Genomic DNA, 11898 nt, shown 5'->3' with positions numbered 1-11898 from the left:
GCGCGATGGACAATCTTCTGCGCCTGCTGCTTCGTGTGCTCCTGGTGCCGCTCGGCATCGTCGTCGGGATGATCGCGACCATGGTCGTCATCATGGTCGGCTACTGGCGGATCGGCGACCTGCTCTCGGGCGCGGTGGCCGTGCAGGCCCCGGCCCTGTTCGACGCACTGGCGGCGGCGAGCTTCGCGCTGATGGCGGTGATGCTCGCCATGTGGGCGGTAGCCGCCATCGGCATCCTGTTCGCCGAGATGTTCGCCATCCGCTCCTGGATCTTCCACGCCGCCAATGGCGCGGTCTCGGCGCTGGTGGCGGCGGCGCTGTTCTCGCCCTATCCGGACACGCCGGTCCCCTTCGACGACGGCACGCTCTACATACTCGGCGCCGGACTCGCGGGCGGGCTCGCCTACTGGCTGGTGGCGGGATGGACCGCCGGCTTCTGGAAACCGCTCGGCACGCCGCGCCCCGCCGCCCCGCCCGGGCCTCCGGCCGCCGGGCCGAACCCTCCCGCGCCGCCCGCCCCGCCGGCTCATGCGCTGCCCGCGCCTGCCCCCACGCCCGCACCGACGCCCACGCTTCCGCGCGCGACATTGCCGATGCCCGACACCGTGCCCACGCGCTCGCCCGCGCCCTGACGGGCGGACGCGTCTGACGGTTGCGGGCTTGCACCGCGCCGCGCCATGCCTATAGTCCGCGCGCTTTCAGGCCCGGGCGCCTGCGGCCGGCAACGGCCTCGGCCCCCTCCTCTCTCGTGCGGAACGGAACATGACTGGCGACGTCAAGCGGGTGGTACTTGCCTATTCGGGCGGTCTCGACACTTCGGTGATCCTCAAATGGCTGCAGACCACCTATGGCTGCGAGGTGGTGACCTTCACCGCCGACCTCGGCCAGGGCGAGGAGCTGGAGCCGGCGCGCAAGAAGGCCGAGATGCTCGGCATCAAGCCCGAGCACATCTTCATCGAGGACGTGCGCGAGGAGTTCGTCTCCGACTACGTGTTCCCGATGTTCCGCGCCAACGCGGTCTATGAGGGGCAGTACCTGCTCGGCACCTCGATCGCCCGCCCGCTGATCGCCAAGAAGCAGATCGAGATCGCCCGCAAGGTCGGCGCCGACGCCGTCTCCCACGGCGCCACCGGCAAGGGCAACGACCAGGTGCGCTTCGAGCTGAGCTATTACGCGCTCGAGCCGGACATCAAGATCATCGCGCCGTGGCGCGAATGGGACCTCGCCTCCCGCACCAGGCTGCTGGAGTTCGCCGAGAGCCACCAGATCCCGATCGCCAAGGACAAGCGCGGCGAGGCGCCGTTCTCGGTCGACGCGAACCTGCTGCACTCCTCCTCCGAGGGCAAGGTGCTCGAGGACCCGGCGCAGGAAGCGCCCGAGATGGTCTATATGCGCACCATCTCGCCCGAGGATGCGCCCGACAAGGCGACCTACATCACCATCGATTTCGAGAAGGGCGACCCGGTCGCCATCGACGGCGAGAAGATGTCGCCGGCAACCCTGCTCACGAAGCTCAACGCGCTCGGCAGGGAGAACGGCATCGGCCGGCTCGACCTGGTCGAGAACCGCTTCGTCGGCATGAAATCGCGCGGCGTCTACGAGACCCCCGGCGGCACCATCCTGCTGGCGGCCCATCGCGGCATCGAGAGCATCACGCTCGACCGCGGCGCGGCGCATCTCAAGGACGAGATCATGCCGCGCTACGCCGAGCTGATCTATAACGGCTTCTGGTTCTCGCCCGAGCGCGAGATGCTGCAGGCGCTGATCGACAAGAGCCAGGAACTGGTGACCGGCCAGGTACGGGTGAAGCTCTACAAGGGCAATGTCGACGTGGTCGGCCGCGAGAGCCCCTATTCGCTCTACAATCAGGACCTCGTGACCTTCGAGGAAGGCGCGGTCGCTTACGACCATCGCGACGCGCAGGGCTTCATCAAGCTCAACGCGCTGCGCCTGCGCACCCTCGCCAACCGCAACAAGCTGACGGGCGGCTGATCCCTCCTCGCCGCGCGCAAGGATCACACAACGATAAAGGGCGGCTCCGCACAGGGCCGCCCTTCGTCGTTCCAGGCCGGAGCGCGCAAAGGCGCGTCAGTCCAGCGGCACCTTGCGGTTCTCGCCGAGGTCCGGCTTGCGCCCGGCCATGCGCGCGCTCACCAGCTTGAGCGCGACCAGCGCGCCATTGGCCGGGCCGTCCCAGTATTCCGCATTCTCGGGCACGAAGCGCAGCACCTCGATGTTCGGGTCGTTCTTGCCCTGCTCGGGCCAGTAGGCCGCGGCGCCCTCGCTCCACAGATCGTCGATCTTGCGCCGGTCCTGCACGACCTCGGTCTCGCCGGTGACGGACAGGAAGTCGCGCCCGGACTTGTCGACGAAGACCAGCGCCGACTGCGGGTCGCGCTGGAGCTCCTCGTCCTTGTGGCCGCGCCGATCCGACAGGAACCAGACGCAGCCCTCCTCCCGCGCGTTGATCGCGTGCATCGGCCGGGCGCGCAGGGTGAGCCCCTGCTTCGAGACCAGCATGCAGGTGCGGATGTCGTCCATCATGTCCCAGACGTGGTCGACGGCCTTTTCCGTGCTCATCGTGTCCATGAGAAGCCTCCTCTTTGGTGAGGCAACACGAGGACGCGGCAGGGGTTCCCCGAAAGCCGCCCGGGAGGTCCGTGCAAATCCGCTGTCATGCAGGCGCGGCAGGGCTATGGTAACGCCACCCTGCCTCGAGGAGATGCCCCATGCCCTGGTCGCTTACCGTCGGACATGTCTATGGCACGGCGGTCCGCATCCACGTGACCTTCCTGCTGTTCCTGGTCTGGATCTGGGCGGCCTATTACCGGCAGGGCGGCAGCGGCGCGGCCTGGGAGGGCGTCGCCTTCGTAGCGCTGCTGTTCCTGTGCGTGCTGCTGCACGAGTTCGGTCACATCCTCGCCGCGCGGCGCTACGGGGTGAAGACGCCGGAGGTGACGCTGTGGCCGTTCGGCGGCATCGCCCGGCTGGAGCGGATCCCGGAGAAGCCCTCCGAGGAGCTCGTGGTCGCCATCGCCGGCCCGCTGGTCAACGTCGTCATCGCGGCCGTGCTGCTGCTGTTCCTCGGCGGCCATGTCGGCATGGAGCACATCGAGAACATCGAGAACCCGCAGGTGAGCCTCGTCGCCAAGCTCGCGGCGGCCAACATCTTCCTGGTGGTGTTCAACCTGATCCCGGCCTTCCCGATGGACGGCGGGCGGGTGCTGCGCGCCCTGCTCGCCATGACCATGGGCCATGCCCAGGCCACCCAGACCGCGGCCTCGATCGGCCAGGCGCTCGCCATCGGCCTCGGCTTCCTCGGCATCTTCGGCAACCCGATGCTGATCGTGATCGCGATCTTTGTCTTCCTCGCCGCCTCCGGCGAGGCCGGATCGGTGCAGATGAAGCAGGCGGCGCAGGGGCTGCTGGTGCAGGATGCGATGATCACCCAGTTCGAGACGCTGGGCCCGCAGGCGAGTGTGGGCGACGCGGCCGAGGCGCTGATCCGCACCACCCAGAAGGAATTTCCCGTCGTCGACGGCGCGGGGCACCTGCGCGGCGTGCTCACGCGCGACGCCATGATCCACGCGCTACAGAAGAGCGGGCCCGCCGCCTCAGTGATCGAGGCGATGCAGGGCGAGGTGCCGACCGTGCCGGTGCGCTCCCCGCTCGACGCGGCGCTGCGCCTGCTCACCGAGAAGAGGGCGCCGGTGGTAGGCGTGCTCGACGCCGCCGGCAGGCTGGTCGGGCTGCTCTCGCCGGAGAATGTCGGCGAGATGATGATGCTGCGCGCCGCGCGCCCCGATGCGCGCTTCGGCCCCTGGGCGCGCCGCTCGACGCCCGGCCCGACCGGGCCGGGGATCGGCAGCTAGCGCTCAGTCGTCCTCCCTGACGCCGGTGACCGGCGTGAAGGAGGGCGGATCGCTCGCCGGGAAGCTCTCGTCCAGCGCCTCGTCCACGTCCTCCTCGGACCGCTCGGCCTCCTCGCGCGGCGGCGGAGGCTCGTTGCCGGTGATACCGCTGAAGGAAGGCGGGTCGCTCGCCGGCATGCTTTCCTCGATCGCCTCGTCGACCTCCTTCTCGGGATAGTCGGCGGGGTTGATCGGCTCGCGGCCATCGGTATCGCTCATGTGTCGTCCCTCGGCTTCGTTGTCCCAAGAAGACTGGGTCGTTGCGGCCCTCTCTTCAAGATAGGGCGAATCCGCGCACATCTATTTCGTCCCGGGCGGGAACCTTCCGCCGACCGGCGCGTTGTCTTCATCCGCCGCGCCCCTGCGCGGGCGCGTGCCGGATCGGTGCGAACCCGTTTGCGAGGAGGAAATGCGCATGACCACGGAACACGCCGCCGTGCGCCTGCAATACTGGCCCCCATCCCACACCGTCGACGCCCCCGATACCTGGCCGGACAGCTACGAGTTCGGCTCGCTCGACGATGCCGTCGCCTTCGCCATGACGCAGGCCCCGGCCCACCGCGAGGTCGCGTGGCTGCGGACCGCCGACGGCGAGGTTTTGAAGATGCCGCAGATCCGGCGCCTGTGGGAGCTGCGCGACGAGCAGTGAGCGCCGCGGCAGGCCCCGCGCACGCTGCGGCAGGCGCCAATTTGGGCGCTTGAGGGTGCTGCGGAGCGCCGTCATTGCCTTGACGGGCGTTCTGAGTATAGTGCGCCGCAAAATTCATTGCGGGCCCGGAAGCCTTCGGGTCCGCTTTTTGGTGTTTGATTCATGAAGCTGCGCAACATCGCCATCATCGCCCACGTCGACCACGGCAAGACCACCCTGGTCGACGAACTGCTGAAGCAGTCCGGCTCCTACCGCGAGAACCAGCGGGTCGCCGAGCGCGTGATGGACTCCAACGACCTGGAAAAGGAGCGCGGCATCACCATCCTCGCCAAGGCGACCTCGGTCGTGTGGAAGGATGTGCGCATCAACATCGTCGACACGCCCGGCCACGCCGATTTCGGCGGCGAGGTGGAGCGCATCCTCAACATGGTGGACGGCGCCATCGTGCTGGTCGACGCCGCCGAGGGGCCGATGCCGCAGACCAAGTTCGTGGTCGGCAAGGCGCTGAAGGTCGGCCTGCGCCCGATCGTGGCGATCAACAAGGTGGACCGCCAGGACGCCCGCTCCCAGGAAGTCATCAACGAGGTGTTCGACCTGTTCGCGGCGCTCGACGCCACCGACGACCAGCTCGACTTCCCGATCCTTTACGGCTCCGGCCGCAACGGCTGGATGGCCCACTCGGCCGAGGGTCCGCAGGACCAGGGCATGGCGCCGCTGTTCGACCTCGTGCTTGAGCATGTGCCCGAGCCGACAGTCGAGGAAGGCGCGTTCAAGATGATCGGCACGCTGCTGGAATCGAACCCGTTCCTCGGCCGCATGCTGACCGGGCGTATCTCCTCCGGCTCGGTGAAGCCCAACCAGACCGTCAAGGTGCTGGCGCAGGACGGCACGCTGGTCGAGCAGGGCCGCGTCTCCAAGATCCTCGCCTTCCGCGGCATCGAGCGCCAGCCGATCGAGGAAGGCGTCGCCGGCGACATCGTTGCCATTGCCGGCCTGCAGAAGGGCACGGTCGCCGAGACCTTCTGCGACCTTTCGGTGGACACGCCGCTCAAGGCGCAGCCGATCGACCCGCCGACCGTGACCATGACCTTCATCGTCAACGATTCCCCGCTCGCGGGTACCGAGGGCGACAAGGTGACGAGCCGCGTCATCCGCGACCGCCTACTGCGCGAAGCGGAGGGCAACGTCGCGCTGAAGATCGAGGAATCGTCCGAGAAGGACAGCTTCTACGTCTCCGGCCGCGGCGAGCTCCAGCTCGCGGTGCTGATCGAGACCATGCGCCGCGAGGGCTTCGAGATCGCCGTGTCGCGCCCGCGCGTCGTCTTCACCAAGGACGCGGACACCGGCGAGGCGCTGGAGCCGATCGAGGAAGTGCTGATCGACGTCGACGAGGAATTCTCCGGCGTGGTCGTGCAGAAGATGAGCGAGCGCCGCGCCGAGATGGTGGAGATGCGCCCCTCCGGCGGCAACCGCGTGCGCCTCGTCTTCTACGCCCCGACCCGCGGCCTCATCGGCTACCAGTCGGAGCTGCTGACCGACACGCGCGGCACCGCGATCATGAACCGCCTGTTCCACGAATACGCCCCCTACAAGGGCGAGATCGCCGGCCGCAACAACGGCGTGCTGATCGCCAACGAGGCGGGCGAGGCGGTGGCCTACGCGCTGTGGAACCTCGAGGATCGCGGCCCGATGATGATCGAGCCGGGCTGGAAGGTCTATCAGGGCATGCTGGTGGGCATCCACACCCGCGACAACGACCTCGAGGTGAACGTGCTGAAGGGCAAGAAGCTCTCCAACGTGCGCACCACCTCGAAGGACGAGGCGGTCCGCCTCACCCCGCCGATCCGCATGACGCTGGAGCGCGCGCTGGCCTGGATCCAGGACGACGAGCTGGTCGAGGTCACGCCGAAGTCGATTCGCCTGCGCAAGCGCCTGCTCGACCCGAACGACCGCAAGCGCGAGGAGCGCCGCAAGGAAGCCGAAGGGGTCTGAGGCCCCGCGGGGCACTGGCGTCGCGCCACCCCGCGGCCCGTCGCCGCATGCCGGAGTGGCGGCGGTGCAACGCCCTGGTGGATCGATCGCGCGTTCGCGGAGGAAAGCCCTTGATCCCGGGGAGCGCATTTGCTCCCATCAGGGGGCAATGAGCACGCTTCTTGTCGAGACTCGCCGGGCTCGCCCGACCGATGCCGCCCAGATTGCCGAGATCCACGACTCGGCCTGGCGGGTTGCCTATCGTGGCCTCATTCCCGGCGCCGAGCTGGAAAAGATGATCCAGCGGCGCGGCCCCCTGTGGTGGGAGACGGCGCTGAAGCGCGGCTCGCGCGTGCTGGTGCTCACCCTCGGCGACGCGGTGGCCGGCTACGCCAATGTCGGGCGCAACCGCGCCCGCGGCCTGCCCTATGAGGGCGAGATCTACGAGCTCTATCTGCGTCCCGAATATCAGGGCCTCGGCTTCGGCCGCCGCCTGTTCAACGATGCGCGCAAGGAGCTGGCGAGCGCCGGCTTCGAGGGACTCGCCGTGTGGGCACTGGCGGCGAACGAGCCGGCGCTGGGGTTCTACCGCGCGCTCGGCGGCATGGGCGTCGCCCGCTCCACCGAGACCTTCGGCGAGCGCACGCTCGAAAAGCTGGCCTTCGGCTGGAACGGCTGAAGCCGCCCTCTCTGCACCCCCAGCCGCTAGCCCGCCACCGCCTGTTCCAGCCGGGCGGAAAGCTCGGCCGCGTCTCCCGCCAGCCTGAAGGTCTTCAGCCGCGCCGTCGCGCCCGAGACGAGCTCCACCCGCGACGGGGGAATGCCGGCGGCCTTTGCCAGCAGCTTGGCCAGCGCCGCATTGGCCTTGCCGTCTTCCGCCGCCACCGAGACCCGCAGCTTCAGCGCCTCGCGCCCGTCGGCCAGCGTGACGACGCCGTCGAGCGCGTCGCGTCCGCCGCGCGGCGTGGCGCGCACGGTTACGAGCAGCCCGTCCGGCGCCGCGCACCAGGCCCGCGCGTGCTCGTCGCCCTGCGATCCAACTTGGCCCGGCGCGGGATTTCGGCTCAGAGCAGGATCTCGAACACGAGGTTGCGGATGAAGTAGAGGCCGATGATGAGGATCACCGGCGAGATGTCGATGCCGCCGAGATTGGGCAGGATCCGCCGGATCGGCGCCAGCACCGGCTCGGTGACGCGCCAGAGGAACTCGCCGATGCTGCGCACGACCTGATTGTGCGGATTGACGACATTGAACGCCACCAGCCACGACAGGATGGCCGAGGCGATGAGAATCCAGACATAGAGCGTGATCAGCGTGTCGAACAGCCAGAGAAGCGAGTACATCGCGAGCCTCGGAAGAGGGACCTTGGGCAGGCACCGGAGGGTATGCTTGTCATTGATGCTTAAAGGCGCCGCCGCATTGCGGCAACCCCGATTCACAAGGCCGGGCAACGGAGCGCCGAGGCGCCTTGACAGCGGGCGGGCGGGAACCGTACAAGGCGCGGCCTGAAGCGTGGGGCCGTAGCTCAGTTGGGAGAGCGCTGCAATCGCACTGCAGAGGTCAGGGGTTCAAATCCCCTCGGCTCCACCAAATCGGCATTGAAATTCTACGTGAATTTCGTCTCTCACTGATCTCATCCCAGCGCGATACACCGCTTCGCGACGACGCCGGCGAAATCCGGCGCGATGAAGCCGTGCGCGAGGCGCAGACCACCGAACCCGACAATATCCGCCGGACGCGCGTCGGCATGCTCTCCTGCGGCGGGATGCGCACCGCACAGGCCGTGCGATGTCGACGAACCCGACAGGACGGGAGGGCATTTTCGCAAGGCCGCGTGGCGGCGCCTCTCGCAGGCGACCGCGCTCGTCGAGAACGAGGCGGGCGCCGCGCTTGCTTCCGCGTCAGGCCGTCATGACGATGGCGGGCGTGCGCTCCGGGGCCGCCCAGGACCCATCCTCGATCGCCTCGATCTGGGAGGCGATCTCCTCGCTCACATAGCGGGCGAAGGGGCCGAGATGGGCGTAGAAAATCGCCATCTTGACCATGGCCGGGACGGCGCCGGGATTTGTCCTCATCCCCTGGCCGATCAGTCGCGTCATCTGCAGGGCGAGCTGGGGATGCCTGAACGCGGACTTCACCATGAAGCGCGTGAAGAGGCGGGCATCCGCCATGGAGCGGCCGAAGTTGAAGCTCTTGTCCACCGACGGCGGCGGCCTGAGCTTCTCGCCCACGCGCCGGACCCGGTCGAAGAACGAGCGGGGCGTGTAGATGGACGACACGACCTGATGATAGTCGCGCAGGATGTCGATGCGCGGGCGCTTCGTGTCGAAGTTTAGCCCGGCGATACACTGGTCGCCCGACACGCCCTCTTCGACATGGTCGCTGGCGAACAGCCGGCCCTCGCGGCCCAGCCGGGTGGTGAGCTGCGTGTTGGGCAAGGCGTAGAGCAGGCCAACCATGCTGACAGGTATTGCGGCATCCTCGATCAGCTCGGCCATTCTCGCGCCCGCGCCCGGTTTTTCGTCGTCGAAGCCGAGGATGAAACCCGCGATCACGACAATGCCGGCGGCGTAGATCTTCTCGAGGCTGACGACGATGTCGCGCCGGGTGTTCTGCTTCTTCTGCGCCGACCGCAGCACGTCCTCGTCCGGGCTCTCGATGCCGACAAAGACGGTGAAGAACCCCGCCTGCGACAGCAGCGCCAGCAAGGCCTGGTCGTCGGCGAGGTTGATCGACGCCTCGGTCGAGAACTCGAACGGGTGGCTGTGCGCCTTCTGCCACTCGATCAGCGCCGGCAGGAACGCCTTCACGGCCTTCTTGTTGCCGATCAGGTTGTCGTCGACGAAATCGACATGGCCGCGATAGCCGAGCGCGTAGAGCGCATCGAGCTCCGCGAGCATCTGCTCCGTCGTCTTGGTGCGCGGGACCCGCCCGTAGAGCTCGATGATGTCGCAGAACTCGCAGGTGAACGGGCAACCCCGTGAGAACTGGACGCCGACGAAAAGGTAGTTGCTGAATGTGAGGAGATCGAAGCGGGGCACCGGCGAGCGCGTCACGTCTGCCTGGAACTTCGGCGCGGTGAAGTCGCCCTTGGTCTCGCCGGACGTCCAGGCGGCGATGAAGTCATCGATGACGTCCTCCGCCTCCCCGAGCACGCGGAAGTCGGCAGCGGCGTAAAGCTCCGGGCTGGAGGTCGCATCCGGGCCGCCGACGGCCACGAGCTTCCCCGCGGCGTGTACGCGGTCGATCAGCCGGAGCGCATTCTCCTGCTGGGGCAGCATGCCGCTCATCAGCACGAGATCGGCCCAGCCGAGGTCGCGGTCCGACAGCTCCTCGACGTTGCAGTCGACCAGCCGCAGGGTCCAATGGTCCGGCAGCATCGCCGCGACAGTGATCAATCCGAGCGGAGGAGCGGGATAGCGCGCTCCCACCAGCGAGCATGTTTCCCGGAAGTTCCAGAACGAGGGACCCGCAAACCGTGGGTACACGAGCAAGACCTTCGTCTGCTGCCGCATCCTGTGTCCTCCGGGCAAGGGACCTGAAATCGGGCGATCTGTCGTACACGTCCGACGACTATAGGCAGATTTTGGAAAAGTTACGACAAGTAGATAAGGTAAGAAAATGCTACTATTTTTTGACTATAATCGCCCAATTCGCGCCATTCGCAACTCTATTCATTTCTACCTGCAGTTGTTCTATCGCTACCATTATACAGATCAACGGATTTGCTTGCATCTCCGCTGGCCGATTGCGGGCGCGATCGCCAATGTGGAAGGTCGGCGCCGCGTCTGCGTCGACCGTGAATTTCATGATCCGCGATTGGACGAGGTGATGCTGAACTGCATCCGGAGGACCCTAGTTCGAGCGCCCGACTTCATGAGAACAAGCCTGACGTCGTGTCCGTTATGACCTACAAGATCCGGCGATGATCGTAAGAAATTGGAAAGTATTGATTGCTCGATATTGAAACGATCAACACAAGACCTCTCTTCGTTAAATATTGTATTAATTTAAATTATTAATTTTATTTATTTAACTATTTGATCGTTTTGTGCATCTATTTACACTGATCAACAATGCAGTTTGGGCCTTACCATGTCTGATGTCACCACTGCCGGCGCGGCAGAGCAGGCCCCCCTGCTCTTTTCCGGCTGTCAGATCCGCTCCGTTCGCTCGAAGAACCGCATCGTCGTGTCGCCGATGTGCCAGTACATGTCCGTCGACGGCGGACCGGTCGACTGGCATCTCGTCCATCTCGGACGGTTCGCGATCGGCGGCGCCGGCATCATTTTCTGCGAGGAGACAGCGATCGAGCCGGATGGCCGCAAATCGCATCATTGCGCAGGCATCTATACGGACGAGCATGTTGCCGCTTACCGCAGGATCACGGACTTCCTGCACTCGCTCGGCGCCGTTCCGGCCATCCAGCTCGGCCACGCGGGACGCAAGGGCTCCGTTGGCGGCGCCATGGCCGGCTGGCCTCCCCTTACGGCAGCAGATGCCACGCATGGCGAACCGCCATGGCAGACGATCTCCTCCAGCCCCGTCGCGGCCGGTCCGAACTTCCCTCCGCCGATTGCGCTCGACGAGACGGGCATCCGTTCGACCCTGGAGGCCTGGTCCCAAGCCGCGCGACGGTCGCTCGAGGCGGGCTTCGACATTTGTGAAATCCACGCTGCGCACGGCTACCTCATCCATCAGTTCCTCTCCCCCCTGGCCAACCGCAGGACGGATGCCTATGGCGGCAGCCGCGAGGGGCGCATGCGCTACGCGTTCGAGGTCGTGGAAGCCGTGCGCAAGGAATGGCCGGCGGACAAGCCGCTGTTCTTTCGATGCGCATCGGTGGACGGCAGGGGCGGCGCGTGGGGGATCGAGGACACCGTCATTCTGGCCAAAGGCCTTGCAGAGAGAGGCGTGGATGTCCTCGACTGCACGAGCGGCGGCATGGGCGGCACCTCGGACATGGCGCCCTCGCCCCGCGTCCCCGGCCACCAGGTAGCCTATGCCGACATCGTGCGGCGCGAAGCCGGCATCCATACGATGGCCGTCGGCCTCATCACGACGCCCAGCCAGGCCGAAGACATCCTGCGCAGCGGAGCCGCCGACCTCGTCGCGATGGCACGCGAACTCATGTACAACGCCGACTGGCCGGCCCATGCGGCCCGCGAGCTCGGCGTGCCGGACTATCTGTCGGTCTTTCCGCCCGCCTATTCCTTCAGGCTGCGCCGGCGCAACGAGTACAATGATCTTTATCCGCCGGGATCGGAGACGGTCGTTCCTCTCTCGGCGACGCAGTCCGTTCCCTATGAGTGGCCGGCAGAATTCCTTCAACCGCTCGGCAACGGCAAGCGCCCTCTGGGCCGCTGA

Annotated in this window: 12 protein-coding genes and 1 tRNA gene; 8 read left to right on the top strand and 5 right to left on the bottom strand. The window is 66.8% G+C overall.

Annotated elements, in window-relative coordinates; translation table 11 throughout:
- Positions 1 to 5 precede the first annotated feature (5 nt).
- Positions 6 to 632, top strand: a complete 627-nt coding sequence (locus NVS83_RS21110; protein WP_258741126.1) for a hypothetical protein — start codon at positions 6 to 8, stop codon at positions 630 to 632.
- 130 nt (positions 633 to 762) lie between these two features.
- Positions 763 to 1992, top strand: a complete 1230-nt coding sequence (locus tag NVS83_RS21105) for an argininosuccinate synthase (protein WP_258741125.1) — start codon at positions 763 to 765, stop codon at positions 1990 to 1992.
- Between the two features lie 96 nt (positions 1993 to 2088).
- On the opposite strand, the gene NVS83_RS21100 is transcribed toward NVS83_RS21105, so the two are convergent.
- A complete protein-coding gene (locus NVS83_RS21100; RefSeq protein ID WP_258741124.1) occupies positions 2089 to 2589 on the bottom strand; it encodes a pyridoxamine 5'-phosphate oxidase family protein in 501 nt (166 codons plus the stop codon).
- Positions 2590 to 2729: 140 nt separating this feature from the next.
- Here NVS83_RS21100 and NVS83_RS21095 point away from each other — a divergent pair, with 140 nt between their 5' ends.
- Positions 2730 to 3872: a site-2 protease family protein gene (locus NVS83_RS21095; RefSeq protein WP_258741123.1), complete on the top strand. Its 1143-nt coding sequence runs from the start codon at positions 2730 to 2732 to the stop codon at positions 3870 to 3872.
- A 3-nt stretch (positions 3873 to 3875) separates the two neighbouring features.
- On the opposite strand, the gene NVS83_RS21090 is transcribed toward NVS83_RS21095, so the two are convergent.
- Positions 3876 to 4130 (bottom strand): hypothetical protein, encoded by a 255-nt coding sequence (locus tag NVS83_RS21090; protein ID WP_258741121.1) that lies wholly within the window; start codon positions 4128 to 4130, stop codon positions 3876 to 3878.
- Positions 4131 to 4326: 196 nt separating this feature from the next.
- Between NVS83_RS21090 and NVS83_RS21085 the strand changes: the two genes are divergently transcribed.
- The 3 genes from NVS83_RS21085 to NVS83_RS21075 all read left to right on the top strand — a co-directional run bounded on the left by NVS83_RS21085 (position 4327) and on the right by NVS83_RS21075 (position 7210).
- A complete protein-coding gene (locus tag NVS83_RS21085) occupies positions 4327 to 4560 on the top strand; it encodes a hypothetical protein (protein WP_258733942.1) in 234 nt (77 codons plus the stop codon).
- A 162-nt stretch (positions 4561 to 4722) separates the two neighbouring features.
- A complete protein-coding gene (gene typA, locus NVS83_RS21080; RefSeq protein WP_258733943.1) occupies positions 4723 to 6552 on the top strand; it encodes a translational GTPase TypA in 1830 nt (609 codons plus the stop codon).
- 148 nt (positions 6553 to 6700) lie between these two features.
- Entirely contained in the window at positions 6701 to 7210 is a 510-nt protein-coding gene (locus NVS83_RS21075) for a GNAT family N-acetyltransferase (RefSeq protein WP_258733944.1), read from the top strand.
- A 26-nt stretch (positions 7211 to 7236) separates the two neighbouring features.
- Here the strand turns inward: NVS83_RS21075 and NVS83_RS21070 are convergent, their stop codons facing one another.
- The gene (locus tag NVS83_RS21070; RefSeq protein ID WP_258741187.1) at positions 7237 to 7599 is read right to left on the bottom strand and encodes a DUF167 family protein; all 363 of its coding nucleotides are present in this window, start codon (positions 7597 to 7599) and stop codon (positions 7237 to 7239) included.
- Positions 7596 to 7874: a YggT family protein gene (locus NVS83_RS21065; RefSeq protein ID WP_258733945.1), complete on the bottom strand. Its 279-nt coding sequence runs from the start codon at positions 7872 to 7874 to the stop codon at positions 7596 to 7598. The genes NVS83_RS21070 and NVS83_RS21065 overlap by 4 nt, the downstream gene beginning before the upstream one ends.
- 171 nt (positions 7875 to 8045) lie before the next feature.
- On the opposite strand from NVS83_RS21065, the gene NVS83_RS21060 reads away from it, so the two are divergent.
- Positions 8046 to 8121 (top strand) — tRNA-Ala (locus NVS83_RS21060).
- A gap of 311 nt (positions 8122 to 8432) precedes the next feature.
- Here the strand turns inward: NVS83_RS21060 and NVS83_RS21055 are convergent.
- The gene (locus NVS83_RS21055) at positions 8433 to 9962 is read right to left on the bottom strand and encodes a B12-binding domain-containing radical SAM protein (protein WP_309486232.1); all 1530 of its coding nucleotides are present in this window, start codon (positions 9960 to 9962) and stop codon (positions 8433 to 8435) included.
- A gap of 664 nt (positions 9963 to 10626) precedes the next feature.
- Between NVS83_RS21055 and NVS83_RS21050 the strand changes: the two genes are divergently transcribed.
- The gene (locus NVS83_RS21050) at positions 10627 to 11898 is read left to right on the top strand and encodes an NADH:flavin oxidoreductase/NADH oxidase (RefSeq protein WP_258741119.1); all 1272 of its coding nucleotides are present in this window, start codon (positions 10627 to 10629) and stop codon (positions 11896 to 11898) included.

This window comes from Ancylobacter mangrovi (genome assembly GCF_024752335.1).
GTDB lineage: Bacteria > Pseudomonadota > Alphaproteobacteria > Rhizobiales > Xanthobacteraceae > Ancylobacter > Ancylobacter mangrovi.
This window is presented reverse-complemented; position numbering and strand designations above follow the sequence as displayed.